Origin of the sequence: Streptomyces sp. WY228, assembly GCF_019287315.1 — a bacterium.
Taxonomy (GTDB): domain Bacteria; phylum Actinomycetota; class Actinomycetes; order Streptomycetales; family Streptomycetaceae; genus Streptomyces; species Streptomyces caviscabies.
On the sequence record NZ_CP079114.1, the window covers coordinates 3,502,152 to 3,524,835 of the forward strand.

At 74.1% G+C, this 22,684-nt stretch carries 12 protein-coding genes; 1 reads left to right on the forward strand and 11 read right to left on the reverse strand.

Annotated elements, in window-relative coordinates; genetic code table 11:
- Window positions 1-33: 33 nt before the first annotated feature.
- The 8 genes from KV381_RS15195 to KV381_RS15230 are packed head-to-tail and all read right to left on the reverse strand — an operon-like array spanning window position 34 to window position 18,081.
- Entirely contained in the window at window positions 34-1,974 is a 1,941-nt protein-coding gene (locus tag KV381_RS15195) for a N,N-dimethylformamidase beta subunit family domain-containing protein (RefSeq protein WP_218785392.1), read from the reverse strand.
- On the reverse strand, window positions 1,971-3,497 hold the full coding sequence (locus KV381_RS15200) for a condensation domain-containing protein (protein ID WP_218785393.1): 1,527 nt from the start codon (window positions 3,495-3,497) through the stop codon (window positions 1,971-1,973). Before KV381_RS15200 ends, KV381_RS15195 begins: the two co-directional genes overlap by 4 nt.
- Window positions 3,490-3,780: a phosphopantetheine-binding protein gene (locus KV381_RS15205; protein WP_030088165.1), complete on the reverse strand. Its 291-nt coding sequence runs from the start codon at window positions 3,778-3,780 to the stop codon at window positions 3,490-3,492. The genes KV381_RS15200 and KV381_RS15205 overlap by 8 nt, the downstream gene beginning before the upstream one ends.
- Window positions 3,777-3,980, reverse strand: a complete 204-nt coding sequence (locus tag KV381_RS15210; RefSeq protein ID WP_218785394.1) for an MbtH family NRPS accessory protein — start codon at window positions 3,978-3,980, stop codon at window positions 3,777-3,779. Before KV381_RS15210 ends, KV381_RS15205 begins: the two co-directional genes overlap by 4 nt.
- The gene (locus KV381_RS15215; RefSeq protein ID WP_218785395.1) at window positions 3,973-7,167 is read right to left on the reverse strand and encodes a non-ribosomal peptide synthetase; all 3,195 of its coding nucleotides are present in this window, start codon (window positions 7,165-7,167) and stop codon (window positions 3,973-3,975) included. Before KV381_RS15215 ends, KV381_RS15210 begins: the two co-directional genes overlap by 8 nt.
- Entirely contained in the window at window positions 7,164-8,741 is a 1,578-nt protein-coding gene (locus tag KV381_RS15220; protein WP_218785396.1) for a class I adenylate-forming enzyme family protein, read from the reverse strand. The genes KV381_RS15215 and KV381_RS15220 overlap by 4 nt, the downstream gene beginning before the upstream one ends.
- Window positions 8,738-14,638, reverse strand: coding sequence for a non-ribosomal peptide synthetase/MFS transporter (locus tag KV381_RS15225; RefSeq protein ID WP_218785397.1), 5,901 nt, complete (start codon window positions 14,636-14,638; stop codon window positions 8,738-8,740). Before KV381_RS15225 ends, KV381_RS15220 begins: the two co-directional genes overlap by 4 nt.
- A complete protein-coding gene (locus tag KV381_RS15230) occupies window positions 14,635-18,081 on the reverse strand; it encodes a non-ribosomal peptide synthetase (RefSeq protein WP_218785398.1) in 3,447 nt (1,148 codons plus the stop codon). Before KV381_RS15230 ends, KV381_RS15225 begins: the two co-directional genes overlap by 4 nt.
- 546 nt (window positions 18,082-18,627) lie before the next feature.
- On the opposite strand from KV381_RS15230, the gene KV381_RS15235 reads away from it, so the two are divergent.
- A complete protein-coding gene (locus KV381_RS15235; protein WP_086778276.1) occupies window positions 18,628-19,881 on the forward strand; it encodes an alpha/beta hydrolase in 1,254 nt (417 codons plus the stop codon).
- Window positions 19,882-19,967: 86 nt separating this feature from the next.
- Here KV381_RS15235 and KV381_RS15240 read toward each other — a convergent pair whose 3' ends face one another.
- The 3 genes from KV381_RS15240 to KV381_RS15250 all read right to left on the reverse strand — a co-directional run bounded on the left by KV381_RS15240 (window position 19,968) and on the right by KV381_RS15250 (window position 22,662).
- Window positions 19,968-21,350 (reverse strand): dicarboxylate/amino acid:cation symporter, encoded by a 1,383-nt coding sequence (locus tag KV381_RS15240; RefSeq protein ID WP_030624575.1) that lies wholly within the window; start codon window positions 21,348-21,350, stop codon window positions 19,968-19,970.
- 404 nt (window positions 21,351-21,754) lie between these two features.
- The gene (locus KV381_RS15245; RefSeq protein WP_032786031.1) at window positions 21,755-22,048 is read right to left on the reverse strand and encodes a DUF4229 domain-containing protein; all 294 of its coding nucleotides are present in this window, start codon (window positions 22,046-22,048) and stop codon (window positions 21,755-21,757) included.
- Between the two features lie 74 nt (window positions 22,049-22,122).
- Entirely contained in the window at window positions 22,123-22,662 is a 540-nt protein-coding gene (locus KV381_RS15250) for a GNAT family N-acetyltransferase (RefSeq protein WP_030088145.1), read from the reverse strand.
- Window positions 22,663-22,684 lie beyond the last annotated feature (22 nt).

Sequence of the window (22,684 nt, forward strand, 5' to 3'; positions counted from 1 at the left end):
CGGCGGGCGGCCCGGCGTCGTGCCGGAAGCCGATCAGCCGGGCGGTACGGCGGGCCGCGCGCACAGCAGCAGCGGGCCCCCGGCTACGGCCGCGTACAGACTTCCGGCGCGGCCCGCGAGCCCCGTGCAGCCGCCCGGGCGGCCGGTTGCCGAGGGCGGTCCCGGCACCGCGGCGTCCGTGAAGGCGGCGGGGCCGTCCGCCGGGCCCGCCGGGAGGCGGGTGCGCAGCCGGCCGTCGGCGGTGACCGCCCAGAGTCTGCTGTTCAGCGTGGTCAGCGCGACCGCCCCGCCCGCGTCCCCCAGCACCTGCCACGGCTCGTCGAGCGCGAGCGCGGAGAGGTGGTGGAGCCGGTCGTCGTGCGGGGTCACGGCGAAGATCCCCGCGTCGCAGAGGGCGAGCGCGGTCGTGCCGGCCGGCACCGTCCCGGCCTCCGCCCACTCCCCCGGGCCCGTCACCGGCCCCGGCACCGGGGCGCGGCGCAGCAGCCGGCCGTCCTCCGTCGCCGCGTACAGCTCCAGCGGCAGCCCGCCGGACGCCTCGCGCGCCGAGGCAAGCGCCCGCACCCCGGGGGCGTGCCCGACCGGCCGCCACGGCAGGTTCTGCCCGGACGGCTCCCGGCACAGCAGCCGGCCCCGGCCGTCGACGCCGAACAGGGTGTTCGCGCAGACGGCCAGCGCACGCACGTCGTCCGGGTCTCCGGCCGCCTCCCAGCCGTCGCCGGCTGCCGTTCCGCCGAGCCGGTCCAGGACGTTGCGGGTGATGCGGTCCGCGACCGGGTCGTCCGCCAGGACGCTGCCCCAGTTGATCGTTCCCGCGTTGAACACCGTGCCCGCGCCGAGCCGGAAGACGCCCATCGTCGCCGCGCCGCCTTGCCCGTACTCCCGCCAGTGCCGCAGATCCGCGGTGGCGAGGACGACGAACGAGCCCGGTGTCCCGTCCGTGCCCGTCGCCCGCGGCACATCGCCGGTCCACTCCAGGTCGCAGGCGTCGGTCTCGTAGCCGAGCGCGCCGCGCGCGAAGGGTTCGCCGTCCGCCAGCCCCGTACCGGCGAAGGCCCAATGCCCGGCGAACCGGGCCGTGTAGGCGTCCTTGCGCATCACCGCCATGCCCTCGCCCCAGGCTCCCGCGCCCCGGCGGAAGCTGAGGCCGGTCATCGTGTTCTCCGGGCGGTCCACGGGCGAGCTGGACCACTCGACGGTGGTCCGGCGCGGGTCGGTCGCCGTCATCGGGTCGGTGAGCGCGTCCCGGTGGCAGACCATGGTGCGGCCGTCGTCCTCCAGCCGCATCTGCCACCAGGCGGTGTTCGCGGCGAAGAAGGCCACGTTGCCGCCGCGCCGCGCGAACGCCTCGACGCTGTCGCGCATCTCCGACGACCAGTACTCGTCATGGCCGTTGACGACCAGCAGGCGGTAGTGGGAGAGGAGTTCGTCGCCGCCGTGGAGGTCCAGGCCGGAGCAGAGGTCCACCGGATATCCGGCCGTCGGCAGCCAGCGCAGCAGCCCTTCCTCCCAGCGCTCGGGCGGCGGACCGCCGCCGGGCGAGGCGAAGGAGACCCGGGCGGCGCGGTGGGGCTGCTCGGAGTAGTAGAGGCCCCGGTGCGGCTGCCCGGCGTGGGTGTACGCCCGCCAGGTGGCGAACGGGACCGTGACGAGGATCCGGGAGGCCGTGCCCGGGCGGGCCGCCCGGACGACGAACCAGACCTCGTGCTCGGCCTCGTCGGTCGTCGGCCGGTCCTCGCCCGGTACGTCGAAGGCGGCGCGACAGAGTGAACTGGGCCACTCCGGCGGGACGTCCAGGGTCCAGTCGGAGCCGGTCGCCGCGGCCGTGAGGAGCAGTTCGTCGCTCAACCCGTCGAAGACGCGGACCCGGACGTCCGTCGAGCGGTCCGCCCCCGTCAGATGGAAGGCGAGCCGGCCGCCCTGGACGCAGGAGGTCCGGTCGGCCCAGGCCTGCAGCGGTTCGCCGGTGGTCACGGCCGGTCCCCCTCCGTCGACTCCAGCAGTGCGCGGAGGTCCGTGATCGGCGGAGGGCTGCCCGCCGCGCTCGTGACGATCAGCTCCTCCATCGCGTACAGGTGCGCGCGGATCGCCTCCGGCGGGAGATACGCGGTGTCGGCGGTCAGCGAGACCGCCAGCGCGTCGCCCTCCTCGGTGATGTGCAGGCAGTAGCGGCACGCCACCCGGTCCTGGGTGGCGGGGAAACCGAAGGCGGTCCGCCGCCGGGCCTCCGCCAGCACTCGCGCGGTCGGCCGGGGGCCTTCGGGTACGGGACGTTCGACCAGGCGCATGTCGTTGAAGCAGCAGTACGGGTGCACCTCGCGCCCGTACTCCGCGCGCAGCCGCTCGCCGAGCGCGTCCCACTCCACCGGGTCGTACACGGCGGCCCGGTAGGCGCGCAGGGCCGCGCGGTGGGCGGCGGGGAGGAGGTCCGTGAACCGGGCCGCCTCGTTCCCCTTCTCCTCCCCGTCCCTGTCCCCGTATCTGTCCCCGTCCCTCTCCTCGGTGTTCCTTTCGGCCGCCGCCAGGTCCAGGACGAACAGGCCGTCCTGCGACAGCGTGGAGACCAGATCGCGCAGGGCCTCGGCGGCGCGGTTGCCGACGATCGGCATCACGGCCGCCGTACGGTGCCCCTCCCCGGCGGCCACCAGCGCGGCCGACGCGGTGAGCAGCACGGTGGAGCCGCTGACCCGGTGCGCGGCCGCGACCGCCGCGACCGCGCGGGCCAGGGCCGGCGACACGATCCGCCCGGTCCAGAAGCGCGGGCTGCGGGGCTCCGCGCACGGCTCGGGGAACATCGTCGGCGGCGCGGCCCGGAAGCCCGCCTCCCAGTGCGCCAGGGCCGCCGCTCCGCGCCGCCGCCCGGCCTCGGCGTGCTGGCCGCGCGCCAGGTCCAGCGGGGTGGTGGCGGGCGGCCGCCCGGCCGAGCCGCGCCGGACCAGCAGCCGCAGATCCCGTACGAGGACCTCGGCGGCGTGCCCGTCGGCGGCGAGGTGGCACAGCACCAGCACGGCGTGGGTGACCCGGTCGCCGACGGTGACCAGGGCGGCGCGCAGCGGCCACTCGGCCGGGTAGTCGAAGCAGGTGGCGGACAGCCCGTAGAGGAGCGTTTCCGCCTTGGCCGCCGCCTCCGGGAGGCCGGTGGCCGGGGCGATCGTCACGGGCAGCGAGCCGGTGTCCGCGAGCCACTGCGACGGCCCGCCGTCCGCCGCCGCCGGCACGAGCCGGGTCCGCAACGCCTCGTGCCGCTCGACCAGCCGGGCCAGCGCGTCCAGCGTCGCGGCGACCGTGGCGGGGCGGCCCCGGTCGGCCAGCGGCAGGACGCGGCCGATGTTGAAGTAGTGGTCGTTCGGAGCGGTGCGGCGGATCGCGTGCCAGATGGCCCGCTGGCCCCAGGTGAGCGGGGCCGTCCCCGACCGCTCACCACGGAAGCTCACTTCGGTGGAGATCGCCTCTCCGGCGAGGGTGGCGATGGGCTCCGCCACTGCGGGCTCAGCCATGGTCGCCGCCGCCCGGCTCCGCGCCGAGCCCGGCGAGATGGCCGACCAGGCCGTCGAGGTCGTCCAGGAAGCGGAACGGCCCGTCGAGGTCGAGGAAGATCCCGAACTCCTCCTCCACCGCGTCGATCAGCCGGAGCAGCGCCAGCGACGTCACCCCCAGAGCGGTCAACGAGACCCCCTCGGCCAGCAGTTCGGCCTCGGTCACCTCGCCGTCGGTGGCGCGGGACACCAGCCCGGCGACCCGCGCCCGCAGCGCGGCCCCGGCGGCGGCCGGGGCCGTCACCGGCCCTGCTCCGCGAGACGGCGGCGCAGGCCGAGCGGCCGGATGTCCGTCCAGACCCGGTCGACATGGGCCATGCACTCCTCCTCCGACCCGGAGAAGCCCTCCGCCCGCCAGCCGACCGGCGGATCGGTCCTGGCGGGCCACAGCGCGTGCTGCTCCTCGTCGTTGACAACCACCTGGTACGCGGTTGCGTCACTCATCGCTGCTCTCCTCCTGCTGCTGGAGCTCGCTCACCACGGCCGAGACCTCGGCGAGCGTCGGGGTGTCGAAGAAGACGTCGAGGGGCACCTCGACGCCGAGCCGCTTGCGGATGCGGGCGGCGATGGCGGTGATCGTCAGCGAGTGGCCGCCGAGGTCGAAGAGGTCCTCGTCCGGGCCGATGTCGTCGAGCCGCAGCACCTCCTGCCAGATGTCGCGCACCACGGCGGCGGTCCCGGCTTTCTCGCCCCCGGCGGCGACCGCGCCGGTCCCGGCGGCGGCCTCCGGCCGGGTCCTCGGGGCCTGCGGCAGCCGGGCCCGGTCCACCTTGCCGTTCGGGGTGAGCGGCAGCGCGGGCAGCGGGACCCAGGTGGCGGGGGTCATCGCGGCGGGAAGCGTACGGGCGAGGTGGGCGCGGAGGTCGTCGGCGGCCGGGGCCTGCTGCCCGGCTCCGACGACGTACGCCACCAGCCGGTCCTGGCCGGTCCCCTCGGTCTCCCCGGCTTCCCGGGCCTCCCCGGTCTCCTTGGCGTCGTCCGCGCGGTCCAGGACCACCACCGCCTGGGAGACCGCAGGGTGGTCGACGAGCCGGGCCTCGATCTCGCCCAGCTCGATGCGATGGCCGCGCAGCTTGATCTGTGTGTCGACGCGTCCGGCGAACTCCAGCCGCCCGTCGGGCAGTCGGCGCACCAGGTCGCCCGTGCGGTACATCCGCGAGCCCGGCGGCCCCCACGGGTCCGGCACGAAGCGCTGGGCGGTCAGCCCGGGGCGGCCCCGGTAGCCGTGGGCCAAGCCCGCGCCGCCGAGGTGCAGTTCGCCGGGGACGCCGTCCGGTACGGGTCGGCCGTGCGCGTCGAGGACGTACGCCCGGGTGGCGGCCAGCGGCCGGCCGATCGTGACCGGGTCGCCGGGGGTCAGCTCGGCCAGGGTGGACCAGACAGTGGTCTCGGTCGGCCCGTAGACGTTGATCAACCTGCCCACGGACCGCGCCAGTTCGGCCGCCAGCGGCTCCGGCAGCGCCTCGCCTCCCGCCAGGCCGACGAGACCCGGGCGGTGCAGACCTGCGGCCAGCATCAGCCGCCAGCTGCTCGGCGTGGCCTGGACATGGGTGACGTCATGGGCCTCGATCAGCTTCAGCAGCGCCGCGCCGTCGCGCTGCCGCTCCTCCGGGACGAGGACGACGCGGGCTCCGGTGGTCAGCGGCAGCAGCAGTTCCACGGTGGAGATGTCGAAAGACAGCGAGGTCAGCCCCAGCCAGCGGTCCCGCGGCCCCGCAGCCAGCCGGTCGGCCAGCGCGCCGATGAGGTTGGCGAGCGCGCTGTGCGGCACCTCGACGCCCTTGGGCCGGCCCGTGGAGCCGGAGGTGTAGAGGACGTATGCGGGGTCCTCGGCGGCCGGAGCGGCGGACCGGCCGCGCGGCGGCGCGGAATCCCCTCGTCGCTCCGGGGACGCCACGTGCTCCCGGGACTCCCCGTGCTCCGGGGACAGCACCGGCAGGCCGTCGGGCAGCCCGTCCGGCGCGGGGCCTTCGACGACCAGGGCGGCCAGGCGTGCGTCCGCGCGGACGAAGGCGAGCCGGTCGGCCGGGTAGCCGGGGTCCAGCGGTACGTAGGCCGCGCCCGCCGCCAACGTACCGAGTACGGCGATCAGTTCGCCCGCCGACCGGGCCACCTGGACGCCCACGAGATCACCGGGCCCGATGCCCTCGGCGGCCAGCCGATCCGCGAACGCCTTTGCGGCCGCGTGGAGTTCACCGTAGGAAAGCTCCGCTCCGTCCGGTGCGACCACGGCCACGGCGGACGGGTCCGCCGCCGCCCGTTCCGCGAACATCGCCCACACCGTGGCATCCTCCGGGCGGGCCGCGGGCGTGCCGTTGCCCGCGTACAGCGCCCGGTCCAGCTCGTCGCCCGCCAGCAGCGGCAGGTCGGCGAGGCGGGTGTCCGGTGCGGTGAGCACCGCGTCGAGCAGGGTGCGCAAGTGGCCGACGATCCGGGCGGGCGCGCCGGGCGCGAAGGCGTCGGTCCGGTACTGCAACGAGCCGTCCACCCCGTCCGGACCCTCCACGAGCTGGAGGTGCGCCAGATTGCGGACGGCGTGCGTGAAGCCGATCCAGTCCACGGCGACGTCCGGTGCCTCCCGCGCCTCCCAGCCCGTGCGGCGGCGGTAGCTGACCGAGAGCGGGGTGAGCGCGGTGCGCGGGGTGAGGCCGCCGCGCACGGCACGGCCGAGCGGGACCGTGCGGTGGGCATAGAGGGCCCGCAGCTCGGCGCGGACGTCCCGGGTGAAGTCGGCGAACGGCCGGTCCGGGGCGGGGCGGCTGAAGAGGGGCAGCTCGTTGACGTACAGGCCGATGTGGTCGGGGCTGCCCGGGCGTCTGGTGGAGAGTTCCAGCGCGGTGACGGGCGCACGGTCGCCGTAGCGGAACAGCAGCGTGTGCCAGAGCGCCAGGAGCAGTTCGAAGCGGGTGACGCCGAGCGACCGCGCGGTGTCGGTGATACGGGCGTGGAGCGGGCCGTCGAGCGTGAACGGGACGGCGGAGCCCGGTGCCGGAGCGGTGGTGTCGCGTACGGAGGACGGGAGGCCGGGGAGCACGGGCACGGCCGGGTCGGACCAGCGGCCGGTCCAGAACTCCCCTGCTGCGGCAGCCTCTTCGGCCGTCGGCTCGGCGGGCCCGTCCGGCGGCAGGCCGGCGGTCGTCTCCGCGCCGAGGATCTCCGCGAGCAGGACGTCCTTCGACATACCGTCGAACACCAGGTGGTGAGCCACGGCGTGCAGCACCGGTCCGGCGTCCCCGGCCGTCACGAGCGCGAACCGTACGAGCGGACCTGCGGCCAGGTCGAAGGGCCGGGCGCTCTCCTCCGCGAGGAGCGCGTCGAGTTCGTCCGCCGCGCACGTCAGCCGGCGGAGTTCCGGCGCGAGGCCGGTGGCCGGGGCGAGCGCGGGGCCCTCAGGGTCCAGCCGCGACGCCAGCACCGGATGCCGTGCGAGCAGGCGGGCGCAGCCTGCGTCCAGCGCGGCCGGATCGGGCGGTACGGCGAACCGCGCGGTCACCGCGAGGTGGTGCGCGGAACCGGGCCGCAGCACCTGTTCGGTGACCCACATCCCGTGCTGGGCCGGGCCGAGGGCGAGTTCGGGAGAAGAAGAGGAAGCGGAAACGGAAGGAGAGGGGGACGTCGTCGTGTTCGTCATCGCAGGGCCTCGTCGTCCAGGAGCAGGCGCAGCTCGCGCTTGAGGATCTTGCCGCCCTCGTTGCGCGGCAGGAAGGGGCGGAACAGCAGGCGGGCCGGGAGTTCGTGGGCCGCCAGCCGGTCGAGCAGGAAGGTCCGCAGCTGCGGCACGGTCAGCTCACCGCGCGGCACGACCACGGCGGCGACGACCGCACCCAGGACGGGGTGCGGAACACCGAACGCCGCCGCGTCCGCCACCGCCGGATGAGCGTGCAGCGCCTCCTCCACCTGGAGCGTGGAGACCTTGTACGCACCGGACTTGATGACGTCCCGCTCGCGGTCGAGCAGATGCAGATACCCGTCCTCGTCCAGCCGCCCGAGGTCGCCCATCCGCACCCAGTGCCCCTGGAATACCTCCGACCGTGCGGCGTCCTCGCCGAGGTAGGCGCGGGGTGCGGCCGGGATGCGGAGCCGGACCTCGCCCGGTTCGCCGGGCGGCAGCGGAGTCCCGTCGGGGGCGGTGATCCGCAGGTCGCGCAGGGAGGCGGGGCGGCCCGGCGAGTCGGGGCGGTCGGGGTCGAAGAGCAGGGTGATCTGGGCGGGGGCGGCCTCGGTGGAGGTGTAGTAGTTGACGACCTGGGCGCGCGGGAAGGCGCGGGCGAGGCCGAGCGCGACGGGCCCGGGGAGGGCGGCGGCGGTCGAGCCGACGAGCCGGACGCTTTCGGTGGCGTACCGGCGGGCGGCCTCGGAGCCGAGCAGTTCGATGGCCATCGCCGGCACGAGGAACACGCTGCCGACCTCGTACTCCTCGATGAGCCGCGCGAACCGGCCCGGGGTGAACTGCGGTGCGGCCACGGCGGTGGCGCCGGAGTCGAGGGCGTTGACCAGCATCGTCTGCCCCGCGTTGGTGCCGACGGGGAAGGCGTGCAGGAAGTGGCGGGAGTGCCGGAGCGGACGGCGGCGTTCGTCGAGCGTGCAGCCGTACGCCAGATTGCCGTGGGTGGCGGTGACGCCCTTGGGCCTGCCGGTGGTGCCGGAGGTGTAGAGGATCTGGGCCAGGGCGGCGGGGTCGGGGTCGGCGAGCGGGCCCGGGCCGGGCGGCGCTGCTTCCGCCGCCTCGATCTCCTCCGTCGTGGCCGACCACACTCCTGGCGGGAGCAGACCGGAGGGCAGATCCGCCCCGGCCGGGTGCAGTACGGCGGTGGCCCCGCTGTCCGCGAGGACGTGGGCGGCGGTCGCCGGGGCCTGCCGGTCCGAGAGCGGTACGGCGACGCAACCGGCGCGCAGGACACCGCAGTACGCGACGGCGTACGCGACCCAGTCGCCGCCGCCGTAGCGGAGCACGACCCGCGCCCCGGGCCCGAGGCCCCGGCTCCGCAGCCCGGCGGCGAGCGCCTCGGCCCGCTCGTGCCACGCGCCGAAGGTCAGGGTGCGGGGGCCGCAGATCAGCGCGGTGCGGCCGGGGTCGACGGCGGCCCGGTGGCCGAGCAGGACGGGAAGGCTGCGCGGGGCGGCGGCTGTGGCGGCGGCCCGGGAGGCCGGACGCCCGGCCGGGGGCCTGGACGAACTCCCGGCCGGGCGCGGGGCGGTGGTCATCGGGCGTCCTCCAGGATGACCTTGGAGTCCTGCGTGTCCTGTGCGGAGTGCGTGTCCTGTGCGGAGTGCGTGTCCAGCAGTTTCCGCGACTCCCGCGCCTCCCTCACCCGGCGTTCGCGTTCCTGGATGCCGACCAGGTCGTCCGGCAACGCGTCCGGGACGTCGAGGTCGAAGCGGGCCAGCACCGGCAGCCGGAGGCCGATCACCACCAGGGCCAGCATCGCCGCGCCGAACAGCAGGTACATGAAGCCGATCCCGCGCCCCGGCCCCGTACCGATGAGGGCTCCGACCGTCGAGGTCAGCGAGCCGCCGTCCTCGAACATCGGGCCGAAGACCGACGAGCCCACCGGCGCGATGATCCCGTGCCCGATCGGCAGGGTGGACCAGGCGACCAGCGTGTTCAGCGCGAACACCCGGCCGTGGAACCGCTGCGGGACCTTGATCTGGACGATCGTCGTGTAGACGCCGTTCACCATCGACAGCGCACAGGACATCCCGAACGCGCCGACACCGATGATCCACAGGTCCGCCCGGACCCCGACCAGCGCGCAGGCCAGCGCGAGCAGCCCGGCCAGGCCCAGCATGCCGCGCATCCGGTTGCGCTTCGGGCCGCCCCAGAAGCCCATCGCGATACCGCCGAGGATCGCGCCCGCCCCGCCGGCCACCGAGATCCGGGCCACCGCCTCCAGCGAGTCGAACGACAGCACCAAGGGCGTGACCAGCAGGAACAGCGGAGACAGGAAGATGTTCAGCGCCGCGAACCACAGGAGCATGGCCCGGAAGCCCCGGTTGCGCCAGGAGTGGGCGAAGCCGTGCTTGATCTCCGCGACCAGCGACTCCCGCCGCGTCCACGGCAGCGTCTTCGGGAACTTCACGAACGACAGCACACCGATGGCGATGGTGTAGCTGACGACGTCGAGGATGAGGATGCCCTTCAGTCCGATCCCGGCCATCAGCGCCACCGCCGCCAGCGGAACGATGAACTGTGCGAAGCCGAAGGCCATTTGCGTAATGCCGTTGGCGTGGCCGAGGTACTGCTTGGGCACCAGCTGCGGTACGGAGGAGGCGTACGCGAGCCGTTGGAAGGTGAGCGCGACCGACAGCAGCCCGAGCAGGACGTAGATGTGCCAGGAGGCGAGGTTGCCGCTCAGCAGGAGCGTCAGCAGCGCCGCCTGGGTCGAGCCGGCGACCACGTCGCTCGTCAGCATGACCCGGCGGCGGTCCAAGCGGTCGACAACGGCTCCGGCCAGCGGTCCGACGAGGATGCCGGGCAGCATGCCGATGACGGCGTAGAGGGCGTACTTGCCCATCGAGCCGGTCTCCATGTAGATCCACACCGGCAGCGCGAACTCGGTGAGCGCGGATCCGGTGATGGAGAGCAGCTGGCCGAAGGCGACGGCCAGGAAGCGGCCCATGCCGGGCGGCGGCCCGGCGTCGGCGGCCCGCCCGGAGCGCTCGACCTGCTCGGTCTCCTCGATCTCCCCGGTCTCCCCGAATTCCCCGGTCCGACCGTTCTGCTCGGTCTGCCCGGTCCGCCCGGTCTCGTGCGCCGTGCCGGCGGTCTCGGACCGCTCATCGGTCCGGCCCCCGCCCTTCCCGCTCACCTCGTGGAACCACCACGACCCGTCGTCCGCCTCCTGCGGCAGCTCCCGTACCGCCTCCGGACCGGCCGCGACCGCCGCGTGCGTGCGCGTGACGATCTCGGCGAGCTCCCCGGCCCGGTACTTGAGGAAGAAGTGGCCTCCCTCGTCCAGGACCGCCAGCGCCGAGCGCTCCGCGAGCATCTGCCACTCGCGGTAACGCTCCTGATGGAAGTCGGTCGCCGGGTCGCGGTTGCCGATCACCGAGATCACCGGGGCCCTCAGCAGCGCACCGCCCGCCTCGACCTCGGCCAGCACCTCGGTGAAGTACTCCTCCGCCGCCCGGGAGTCGGCGCGCATGTTGCCGATCATGAACTTCATCTGGGCTTCGTCGAGGTCGCCGACCTCGGCCCCCATGGAGCGCAGCCAGGTGAAGTAGACGCGGTCGCTGAGCAGCGGGTCGAGCGCGGAGATGCGGCTCAGCAGGCCCAGCACCCGGCCGCGCGGCCGGGCGAACGGGAACTGCGCCCCGATGTAGACCGCCTCCACCTCGCGGTCCGCCGCTTCGAGGAGCCGGGCGACGGCGACGGTCAGCGCGCTGCCGACGGCGCAGTGCCCGTACAGCGCGACCGGTCCGTCGACCCGTTCGCGTATCTCGTCGGCGATCATCCGGGCCAGTACGTCGAAGGCCAGGTGTTCCTCGGTGACGCCCATGTCGTGGCCTGGGATGGCCACGGACCACAGGTCGTATCCGGCGGGCAGTTCGTCGGCGACCGGCTGGTAGACGACCGCGCTGCCGCCGCCGTACGGGACGCAGACGAAGGAGAGGGTCCGGTCGGCGGGCGGTGTGGGGCGGGTGAGCCGGTGGAGCAGGTGGCGCGGGCCGCGTTCGGACTCGTCCAGGTCGGCCAGGGCGGCGAGTTCACGGACCGTACGGGAGGTGAACAGGTCCATGACGCTGACCGGCCGCGCACCGGCCTCCGGCAGCCGTTTGCGGGCACGGGCGATGACCTGGGTGGCGAGCAGCGAGTGGCCGCCGAGGTCGAAGAAGTCGTCATCGACGCCGACCTCGGGCAGGTTCAGGATCTCGGCCCAGATCTCGGCCAGCACCTGCTGGGCGGCGGTCTCCGGCGCGGCCATCGCGCCACCGGTACGGCGGGCCTGCGGCGCGGGCAGGGCGCGGCGGTCGAGCTTGCCGTTGGGGGTGAGCGGGAGGACGTCGAGGGTGACGAAGGCAGCCGGGACCATGTAGTCGGGGAGCGTGCGGCGCAGGGCGGTGCGCAGGAGGGCGGGGTCGGCTTCGGGTGCGGTGTCCACGCCCGGGCCGCCCGCCGTCTCCGGGCCGGTGTCCGGGTCCGCTGCGCGCACCACGTACGCCACCAGGCGCTTGTCGCCCGGGGTGTCCTCGCGGACGATCACGGCCGCGGCGGCGATGCCCTCCTCGGCGCGGAGCGCGGCCTCGATCTCGCCGGGCTCGATGCGCAGCCCCCGGATCTTGACCTGCTGGTCGATCCGGCCCAGGTGCTCCAGCTGCCCGTCCGCCCGCCACCGGGCCAGGTCTCCGGTGCGGTAGAGGCGGGCGCCGGGCGGGCCGAAGGGGTCGGGGACATAGCGGGCGGCGGTCAGGCCGGGGCGGCGGTGGTAGCCGACGGAGACCTGGACGCCGCCGATGTGGAGCTCGCCGGGCGTGCCGACGGGGACGGGGCACAGGTCGGCGTCGAGGACGTACAGCCTGGTGTTGTCGACCGGTGCGCCGATCGGCACGACGGCGAGGTCGCCCGCGCACTCCCAGCTGGTCACGTCGACGGCCGCCTCGGTCGGCCCGTACAGGTTGGCGAGCGCGCAGTGCGGCAGCCGGACGGTGAACGCGCGGGCGGTGTGCGGGGCCAGCTCCTCGCCGCTGCACACGACCCGGCGCAGGGTGGTGCAGCGCTCCACGTCGTCCTCGGCGAGGAACACGTCGAGCATGGCGGGCACGAAGTGCGCGACGGTGACGCCGTGTTCGGCGATGGTGTCGCGCAGATGCGCGGCGTCCTTGTGCCCGCCGGGCTGCGCGACGACCAGCCGGGCCCCGGTGATCAGCGGCAGGAACAGTTCCCAGACGGAGACGTCGAAGCCGGTCGGCGTCTTCTGGAGGACGGCGTCGGCGGGCGTGAGGCCGTACGTACGGGCCATCCACAGCAGCCTGTTGGCGATGGCCCGGTGAGTGTTGGGCACACCCTTGGGGCGGCCGGTGGAGCCGGAGGTGTAGATCATGTACGCGAGGTCGTCGGCGGCCGGACCCACCAGGCGTACGCCGTCGCCGCCGGGCTCGCCGTCGTCGTCGCCGCCGTCCCACTCCGCCGGATCGTCCAGCAGCAGGACGCGCGCCGCGCACCCCTCGGGCACCGGCGTCCGGCGCTGGGTGAGGAGCACCTCCGCACCGCTGTCCGCGAGCATGAACGCCAGCCGCTCGGCAGGGTATTCGGGGTCCAGCGGGGTGTAGGCGGCACCGGTCCTGAGGACGCCGAGGAGGCCCGGGAGCAGGTCGAGCGAGCGCTCGGCGCTGACCGCCACCAGGCTTCCGGGGCCGACGCCCTCGCGGGCCAGCCGCCGCGCGATCCGCCCGGCGGCCCGGTCCAGTTCGGCGTACGTCAGCGTCTCGCCGCCGAAGTCCACGGCGACGGCGTCCGGCGTCCGGGCGGTCTGCGCGGCGACGAGGCCGGTCAGGGTCGCGTCGTCCGGGAGGGCGACGGCCGTGTCGTTCCACGTGTCGAGCATCCGGGTCCGCTCGACGGGATCCAGGAGGTCGTGCGCGGAGACGGGCAGGTCGGGCCGGTCGGCGACGGCGTGCAGCAGGCGGTCGAGGCTGTCGGCGATCCGGGCGATGCCGGACTCGTCGAAGAGGTCGGTGTTGTAGTTGAACGCACCGCGCAGCCCGCCGGGCCACTCCATCAGGAAGAGTTCCAGGTCGAACCGGGTGCCTGCGGCGCGCAGCCCGAACGGCTCGATGTCCAGGGCGAGTTCTTCCTGCGGGGCGGCCGAGGCGTAGTTCTGGATCGCCAGTACCGCCTGGAACACCGGTGAACGCGTCACGTCCCGTTCGACGTTCAGTTCGGACACCAGCTGGGCGAACGGCAGCTCCTGGTGGGCGTACGCCTCCAGGCAGGTCTCCCGGGTCCGGGCGAGGAGTTCGGTGAAGGCCGGGTCGCCGTCGAGTCGGGCCCGCAGCGCCAGGACGTTGACGAACATCCCGACGAGCCCTTCGAGTTCGGGCTCCGGGCGTCCGGCCACCGGCGAGCCGACGGCGAAGTCCCGCTGCCCGGAGAAGCGGGACAGCACCAGCTGGAACGCGGCGAGGAGCACCATGTGCACGGTCGCGCCGTGCTGCTTGCCGAGGACGGTGAGCCGGTCGAGGAGGTCACGGTCGACGTCGAAGCCGAACCCCGCGCCGTCGAAGGTCTGGCGCTCGGGTCGCGGCCGGGCCGTCGGCAGCTCCAGCGGCCGGACGCCGGAGAGTTCACCGGCCCAGTAGGCGACTTCCTCGGCCAGCCGGCCGCCGGTCAGCCGGTCGCGCTGCCAGAGCGCGAAATCGCCGTACTGGACGGGCAGTTCGACGAGCGGATCCGGTCCGCCGGTCGCGTACGCGGTGTAGCCGCGCAGCACCTCGGAGACCAGCACTTCGCTGGACCAGCCGTCGCTGACGCTGTGGTGCACGACGAGGAGGAGCACATGGTCGTCGTCGGCGATGCGGACCAGCAGGCCGTTGATCAGCGGGCCGGTGACCAGGTCGAAGGGCAGGGCTCCCAGCTCGTCGACGAGCCGGGCCGCGTGCTCCTCGTCGTCCGCTTCGGCGGTGCGCAGGCCGAAGGGGGCGGGTGCGGCGATCTCCAGGACCGGGCGGCCGTCGTCGGTGGCCGGATAGCGGGAGCGCAGCGTCTCGTGGCGGGCGATCACGGCGTCGAGGGCCCGTTGCAGGGCGGGGCGGTCCAGCGGGCCGCGCAGCCGGCGGGCGACCGGGATGTTGTACGCGGCGGTGCCGGGCGCGAACTGCTCCATGAACCACAGGCGTTCCTGTGCGAAGGAGAGCGGCGGCACGGTGGATTCGGGACGTCTCGGCACGGCCTGCGCCGGGCGGGCGCGGCCGCGCAGCCGCTGGGCGAGCAGGGCGCGCTTGGCGTCGGAGAGCGGGGCGGCGGCGGCGGACCTGCCGCCGGGTCTCGCGGCGCTGCTCCTTTCCCGGCTGTCGCTTCCACCGGCGGTTCCGGTGCCGTCGGCGCTGTCGCTCGCGTCGCCGTCCCGGGTGCCGTCCGTCGGGCGTGCCTCGGTGCTGCTCATGCCGTGGTCGTTCCGTTTCTCTCCGGGCCGGACTCGGCCGCGAGCAGCTGCTCGGCGTCCTCGTCGGACAGCGCTTCGATCTCCGCCAGCAGCAGGTCCTCCACCGCGACCGCGAACGCCTCGACGGTGCGGTGGGCGAACAGCGCCCGCAGCGGCACCGACAGACCGGCGGCCGCCCGGATCCGGGCGACGACGCGGGTGGCCAGGAGCGAGTGGCCGCCGAGGTCGAAGAAGTCGTCCAGCGCGCCGACCCGGTCCAGGCCCAGCACCTCGGTCCACACCTCGGCGACGAGCCCCTCCGCATCGGTGCGCGGGGCCACGTAACCGGGTCCGAGGTCGGGCCGCTGCTCGGGCGCTGGCAGGGCGCGGCGGTCCACCTTGCCGTTCGGCGTCAGCGGCAGGCTGTCCAGGACGACCAGGGAGTTCGGGACCAGGTGGGCGGGGAGCACGGCGGCCAGCGCGGCGCGCAGAGCCCCCGCCGTGAGCCGCTGCCCACCGCTTCCCGAGGCTTCGGGACTGCGGCCTTCGGAACGGCTGCCTTCCGGACGGCTGTCTTCAGGACTGCGGCCTTCGGGACGGCTGCCGCCGCCTGCCGGTGCCTCCGGACGCTCACCGCCCTCCCGCTCCGGCACCACATACCCGACCAGCGCCTCGTCCCGTACGGTCACCACGGCCCGGCCGACTCCGTCCAGGGCCAGCAGCGCGGTCTCCACCTCGCCGGGCTCGACGCGGAAGCCGCGCACCTTGACCTGGTCGTCGATGCGGCCGAGGAACTCCAGCCGTCCGTCCGCCCGCCACCGGACCAGGTCGCCGGTGCGGTAGCGGCGTGCGCCCGGCGGGCCGTACGGATCGGGCACGAAGGCCCGCGCGGTGGCCCCGGGCCCGCCGCCGTAGCCGTACGTCACCCCCGCGCCGCCCACGAGGAGTTCGCCGGGCGCTCCGTACGGCATGAGCCGGCCCAGCGCGTCGCAGACGGTGAGCGTGGTGCCGCCGACCGGGCTGCCGATGGGCGGGCGGTGGATCGCGTCGGCGCGGCCGAGTTCGGCGGTGGCGGCGATGACGGTGGTCTCGGTGGGTCCGTAGGAGTTGACCACCCGCACGGTGTCGCCGAAGCGGGCCCGCCAGGCGGCGACCGCGCGCTGCTGCACCTGGTCCGCGCCGAGGATCAGCAGCCGCAGGCCCGGCGGCCGGGGCAGCGCGTCGAGGTCGTCGACGAGCTCGTGCCAGTACGGCGTGGGCAGGTCCAGGACGGTCGGTCCACGGCCGTCACCGGCGGCGGCGAGCCGGAGGTGGTCCGGGAGGGTGCTGTCGGATCCGGCCACGACCAGGCGGGCCCCGGCGGTGAGCGCCGGGTAGATCTCCTCGGCGTGGGTGTCGAAGCTCAGGGAGGCGAACTGGAGCACCTCGTCGTCCGCCGTGATGCCGTAGTTCTCCCGCATCCAGCCGACCCGGGCGGCCAGCGCGCGGTGCGGGACGACGACGCCCTTGGGCGTTCCGGTGGAGCCGGAGGTGTGGATGACGTACGCCGGGTCGTCCGGGCCCGCCTCCCAGCGCGCGTCGGGCACACCGGTTCCGTCCGGGCCGCCCGGCGCGAGCACGGTGACCCGCTCGGCGAGGCCGTCGCCCATGACCCCGGCCCCGGCCCCGTTCCCGGTCTCGTCCGGGTCCGCCACGACCACGCGTACGCCGGTGTCCGCGACCATGAACTCCAGGCGGGCCGCCGGATAGGCGGGGTCCAGCGGCAGATAGGCCGCGCCCGCCCGCCAGGCGGCCAGCATCGCGGTGACCGCCCGCGTACCGCGCGGCAGCAGCACGCCGACGGTGTCCCCGCGCCGTACGCCCGCCTCCCGCAGCCGCACCGCGAGCGCCCCGGCCGCCGTCCACAGCCCCCGGTACGTCAGCTCTCCCGACTGCTCTCCCGACAGCTCGCCGGACGCGTCGCGCACCGCCGTGCGGTCGCCGTACGTCTCGGCCGCGCGGCCCAGGACGGCGGGCAGCGCCTCCGTGTCGGCTGCCGGCACCTCCGCGCCGGTGCCCAGGGCCAGCAGCTCGTCCACCTCGGACCGTGCGAGGAGCGGCAGTTCGGACACCGGCGCGTCCGGGTCGGCCAGCGCACCGCGCAGCAGCGTCTCGAAGTGCCGGGCGAACCGGGTGGCCCAGGCGTCGTCGTAGAGGTCGGTGCGGTAGCCGAACACCGCGATCAGGTCGTCGCCCTCGCGGCGCAGGTCGAGCATCACCTCGAACTTCCCGGCCGCGTGACCGCCGTCGGCGTCGGCACATCGCAGCCCGGCGAAATCCCGCTCAGCGCTTGGCTGTTCGTCCTGGGTGTGGACGGTCAGCAGGGTCTGGAAGAGCGGGCTGACGCCGAGGCGGCGCTCGATGCCCAGCTCGTCGATGAGCCGCTCGAACGGCACGCGGTCGTGGGTGAATCCGGCCAGCGCGGACCGGCGGACGCGCCGCAGGAGCTCACCGAAGGTCGGCGAACCGGAAAGCTCGGCCCGCAGCACGAGCGTGGTGGAGAAGTAGCCGATCAGCTCTTCGAGTTCGGGATCATTGCGACCGGCCGCCGGCACTCCGACGCAGAAGTCGTCCTGCCGGGTCCAGCGGTGCAGCAGCACCTGGTAGGCGGCGAGCAGCACCATGAACGGCGTGCACCGCTTCTGCCGGGCCAGTGCGTCGACCGCCGCGCCCGCCCCGGCGATCCGCCGGGTGTGGAACGCCCCGCCGGAAGCCCCGGCCCCCTCCGCCACCGTCGGCCGCAGATCGAGCACCGGCGCGCCCGCGAGCCGCTCGCGCCAGTGGGCGAGCGCGGCCTCCGCGTCGGAACCCTCGCCGCCCTCGGCGAACTCGCGTTCCCCGCGGGCGTACGCGGTGTACGGAAGCAGCTCGGGCAGAGCGACGGCGCGGCCTTCGAGGTGCGCGGCGTAGCGGGTGGCCAGCTCGGCGCGCAGCAGGTTCAGCGACCAGCCGTCGGCGACGATGTGGTGGAGGACCAGGCACAGCAGGTGCTCGTCCTCGTCCGTACGCAGCAGGCTCACCCGCAGCAGCGGGCCCCGCGCGAGGTCGAAGGCGGCGTTGGTCCGCTCCGCCAGCAGCCGGGCCGCGTCCGTGGGGCGGTCGCGCAGGTCGATGCTCTCGACGCGCACAGGCGCGGGCGGCTCGACCAGCGCGGCGGGTCGGCCGTCCAGGTCCGGGAACCGGGTGCGCAGGGCCTCGTGCCGGGCGGCGGTCCCGTCGAACGCGGCGCGCAGCGCCGGTTCGGAGAGCGCACCGGTCAGCCGGAGCACGAGCGGGATGTTGTACGAGGCGTCGTCGGGCTCCAACTGGTGGAGGAACCAGAGGCGTTCCTGCGCCGGGCTCAACGGCAGGCCCTCAGCGCCCCCGTGGCCCGCGTCGGCACTGCCGTAAGTGTCCGCCCCGGTTTCGCCGGCCGTACCGATCATGTGCGGTGCTCCCCTGTGTGCCGACCGTTGGTGACGGCACCGCCGAGGACGGCGGGCAGCACCGGACGCAGTTGCCGACGGGTCGTCAGAAAGCAGCGCAGGGGGCGGCAGTGAAGCGTTCCGGCCTCCCCCGCGACCTCGGCCCCGGGCAACGGTCACGGTAGGAGGAGGGGGCAGCCCAAGTCAATGGTCTGGACCATGCAGAGGTGGCCGGTACCGGTCGAGCGGATGGCGGCGAACCACCAGAAAGGGTGCGGCAATACCTGCTTCACTGGCCGAAATCGCCCGGCCCGTACGGCACGTACGCCCCCTCGGTATCGGTGTCGGGTAATCGGCATCGGTGTCGGTGTCGGTGTCGGTGTCGGCACCGATACCGGCATCGGCCCGGCGCATGAGACCGGCGCATCGGCCACCGGAACCGCGTCCGCCCCCGCCGGGCCGTCGCCGCCCTCCCGCTGTGGGCCGTCGCCGTCATCCCCTGGTCCGACACGGGCTCCACCCGCCGTCCGATGTGGGCGGCCCGAGCCGCCGCCTAGCGTTGCGGGCATGACGATCTTCGCTCGCAGCAACCGGCCGGCCATGGCCGCCGCGACCGCCGCAACCCTCGCCCTGACCGCGCTGGCCGCCCTGGCCGGGACGGCCGCACCCGCCGCGGCATCCGGCCCGCCCGCCGCCTTAACCACCGCCTCCGCACCCGGCGATCAGGCGGCCGCACCTGCTTCGGCGACGCTGCCCCGCCCCACCGGCCCGTACGCCACCGGCCGCGACACCCTGTTCCTGACCGACCACGCGCGCCCCGACCCGTGGGTCCCGGCCGCCGGGCCGCGCCGGTTGCTGGTGTCGCTGCACTACCCGGCCCGTCCCGGCAGCGGCGGTGACCCGGTCCCGTACATGACGACGGAAGAGGCGCGGCTGATGCTCGCGCAGCGCGGTCTGGAGGACGTCGTACCGGCCGATGTCCTCGGCGCGACCCGCGCCCATGCGCGTAACGCCGCCCGACCCGCCCCCGGGCGCTTCCCGCTGGTCCTGCTCTCGCCCGGCTTCGGCACGCCCCGGGCCACGCTGACCGGGCTCGCGGAGGAGCTGGCGAGCCGGGGGTATGTCGTGGCGACCGCGGACCATCCGTACGAGTCGACCGGTACGGAGCTGCCCGACGGGCGGGTCCTGACCTGTGCCGCCTGCGACCGGGTGGCCGCGCAGCCCGACGACGCCGCGCGGCGCGAGGTGCTGGCCTCCGTCGCCACCGGGCGGGCCGCCGACTTCTCGTTCCTGCTGGACCGGCTGACCGGCCCGCACCCGGCGTGGCGGCACGCCCGGACGATCGACCCGCACCGGGTCGGCATGGCGGGCCACTCCATCGGGGGCAACGCGGCCGCCTCCACCATGGCCGCCGACCGCCGGGTGGACGCGGGCGTCAACATGGACGGCACGTTCTTCGCCCCGATGCCCGCCGAGGGGCTGGACGGACGGCCGTTCCTGATGCTGGGCACCGACCCCGGGCACGGGCCCGGCGCGGGTGACACGTCCTGGGACGACGGCTGGGACCGGCTGAGCGGGTGGAAGCGGTGGCTGACGGTGCGCGACTCCGGGCACTTCACCTTCACCGACACCCCGGAGATCGGTGAGCAGCTCGGCATCGAGGACCCGGACCCGGAGGCGACGCTCTCCGCGGCCCGTTCGACCACGATCACCAGGAGCTATGTGACCGCCTTCTTCGACCGGAGCCTGCGCGGCCGGCCCGCCCGGCTGCTGAACGGCCCGACCCCGGCCAACCCCGAAGTCCTCTTCCAGAACCCCTGACACGGGCAGGGCGGCACGACACACGACAGCGCCCCCGGGCCGCGTACGGAGACGTACGCGGGGTCCGGGGGCGCTGCGCTGCGGAGTTACGCGGTGACCGGCACCGCGCTCTTGGGCTCGGCGTCGCGCACCTCGTCCTCGTCGGTGTCGCCGAAGGCGTCGATCGGGGAGGCCGAGGCCGAGTTGTACTGGTCGTGGTCGAGGATCTTCTCGCGGGCCGCGACGATGACCGGGACGACCGCCTGACCGGCCACGTTGGTGGCGGTGCGGATCATGTCCAGGATCGGGTCGATGGCCATCAGCAGACCGACGCCCTCCAGCGGGAGGCCCAGCGTGGACAGGGTGAGGGTCAGCATGACCGTCGCGCCGGTGAGACCGGCGGTGGCCGCCGAACCGATCACCGAGACGAAGGCGATCAGGAGGTAGTCGCCGATGCCCAGCTGCACGTCGAAGATCTGCGCGATGAAGATCGCCGCCAGCGCCGGGTAGATCGCGGCGCAGCCGTCCATCTTGGTGGTCGCGCCGAACGGGACGGCGAAGGAGGTGTACTCCTTCGGAACGCCGAGGCGCTCGGTGACCTTCTGGGTGACCGGCATGGTGCCGACCGAGGAGCGGGAGACGAAGGCGAGCTGGATCGCGGGCCAGGCGCCCTTGAAGAACTGGAGCGGGCTGACCTTGGCGACGGTGGCCAGGAGCAGCGGGTAGACGCCGAACAGCACGATGGCGCAGCCGATGTAGACGTCGGCGGTGAACGTCGCGTACTTGCCGATGAGGTCCCAGCCGTAGTCGGCGATGGCGTAGCCGATGAGGCCGACGGTGCCGATCGGGGCCAGGCGGATGACCCACCACAGGGCCTTCTGGAGCAGCTCCAGGACCGACTGGCTGAGGGTGAGGATCGGCTTGGCCTTCTCGCCGAGCTTGAGCGCGGCGACACCGGCGACGGCGGCCATGAAGACGATCTGGAGCACGTTCAGCTCGGTGAACGGCGTGATCACGCTGTCCGGGACGATGCCGGTCAGGAAGTCGATCCAGCTGCCCTTGGTCTCGGAGAGCTTGCCGTCCTTCGGCGTGAGACCGGTGCCGGAGCCCGGGTTGGTGACCAGGCCGATCGTGAGGCCGATGGCCACCGCGATCAGCGAGGTGATCATGAACCAGAGCAGGGTGCGGGTGGCCAGCCGGGCGGCGTTGTTGACCTGGCGCAGGTTGGTGATCGACACGAGGATCGCGAAGAAGACCAGCGGGGCGACGGCCAGCTTCAGCAGCTGGACGAAGAGCGAGCCGATCTCGTCGAGGGTGGTGACGAGCCAGCCGAGCTCCTGGCTGCGGGCCAGCCAGCCGAGCAGTACACCGAGCACCAGACCGGCGACGATCTGGGCCCAGAACGGAACCTTGGGTATGCGGAAACCGGGGCCGGAGCCGGTGGACGGCTGCTCGGCCTCGGGGGCGGCGGACGCGGGATTCGCGGACACGGACACACTCCAGTTAAGGACGCATCGGGGCGCACGGGGGCAGTCCGTGCGGTCGTGCGGTGGAACGGGGACGGGGTCGCGGCGCCCGCGTCGGGGGCGGCGCCGCTGCATGATGCCGTATCAGACCTCGCGGCAACAGACCGCGGACATACAGCGGCAGAGATCGACATGCAGGCGCGCCACGAGCGGGATGCTCGCGGCATGGCGGATGCGCACAGCTGTCTTCATGTCGAATACGTTAACACTTGAACTTTGGGAACCTCAAAGCTTTTCTTTGGCTCACGGGCGGCCCTGCTGCCGGTACACCTGGCCGGAAAACGCCGAGAACCCCGTACCGGAGCGGTTCGCTCCGGTACGGGGTCCGGCGGAAGAGCAGGGGACGCGCGGCGCGCGTGTGAGGAACCTTACTGAACGGCGTCCTCGCGGGTGCGGTTGGCGTCGAGGCGCGCCTTGGTCCGGTCGACCGTGGAGACGATCTGCTCGGACAGCTCGTCGCGCTGCCTGCGCAGCAGCACATAGCTGAGCGGGGCGGAGAGGACGAGGCCGAGGAGGATCACCCAGACGATGTTGGAGCCGCCGAGGCCGGAGGGGATCAGCCCGAAGTGGACGGCGACACCGGCGACGAAGAAGCAGCCGACGAAGATCAACAGGCGCAACGCGGTGTACCGGATCATCGCGCTCGGCTTGGCAGCGGACACGGCTGGCCTCTCTTCCCATGGACTCTCGACACGCTTCTGCCCGTCCAGTGAAGCATGGCCCGAATTCTCTCGGTTCAGGGGGTTGCCGGGCCTCCGAGCGGCAGCAGCATGATGATGTCGTCGCGGTCGTCGCCGGGGGCGACCCGGATGGCGTCCGGCACGCGGCCGACTTCCTTGTAGCCGCAGGCGGCGTAGAAGCGGTCCGCGCCGGTGCCGCCCCGGCAGGTGAGCCGGATGGCCTCGATGCCCTCGATGGAGCGCGCGGCGTCGGCGGCGGCCGCCATGAGGTCGCGGCCGCACCCCTGGCCCTGGAGGCGGGGGTGGACCATCACGGTGTAGAGCATCAGCCAGTGCCGGAGCAGCCGGTGGTCGTTGAGGCTGAGGAAGGCGGTGGCGGCGACGGAGCCGTCCTCGTCCCGGCCGACCAGCAGCCGGACCCGGCCCTGCTCCATGGCGGCGAGGTGCTTGAGCAGGTCGGGCCGGATCTCCTCGGGCGTGACGGGCGGGACGAAGCCGACGGCCCCGCCCGCGTTGGTGACGTCCGCCCACAGGGCGGTGATGCCGTCGCGGAGGGCGGGGGTGAACGAGGGATCCAGCTCGAATGTAAGTGCCATAGAGCAAGAGTAACTATTACTT

Coding starts and splice junctions, on each gene's coding strand:
- KV381_RS15200 (WP_218785393.1), bottom strand. CDS start 3,497: ATGGCTGAGCCCGCAGTGGCGGAGCCCATCGCCACCCTCGCCGGAGAG.
- KV381_RS15210 (WP_218785394.1), bottom strand. CDS start 3,980: ATGAGTGACGCAACCGCGTACCAGGTGGTTGTCAACGACGAGGAGCAG.
- KV381_RS15215 (WP_218785395.1), bottom strand. CDS start 7,167: ATGACGAACACGACGACGTCCCCCTCTCCTTCCGTTTCCGCTTCCTCT.
- KV381_RS15220 (WP_218785396.1), bottom strand. CDS start 8,741: ATGACCACCGCCCCGCGCCCGGCCGGGAGTTCGTCCAGGCCCCCGGCC.
- KV381_RS15225 (WP_218785397.1), bottom strand. CDS start 14,638: ATGAGCAGCACCGAGGCACGCCCGACGGACGGCACCCGGGACGGCGAC.
- KV381_RS15230 (WP_218785398.1), bottom strand. CDS start 18,081: ATGATCGGTACGGCCGGCGAAACCGGGGCGGACACTTACGGCAGTGCC.
- KV381_RS15235 (WP_086778276.1), top strand. CDS start 18,628: ATGACGATCTTCGCTCGCAGCAACCGGCCGGCCATGGCCGCCGCGACC.
- KV381_RS15250 (WP_030088145.1), bottom strand. CDS start 22,662: ATGGCACTTACATTCGAGCTGGATCCCTCGTTCACCCCCGCCCTCCGC.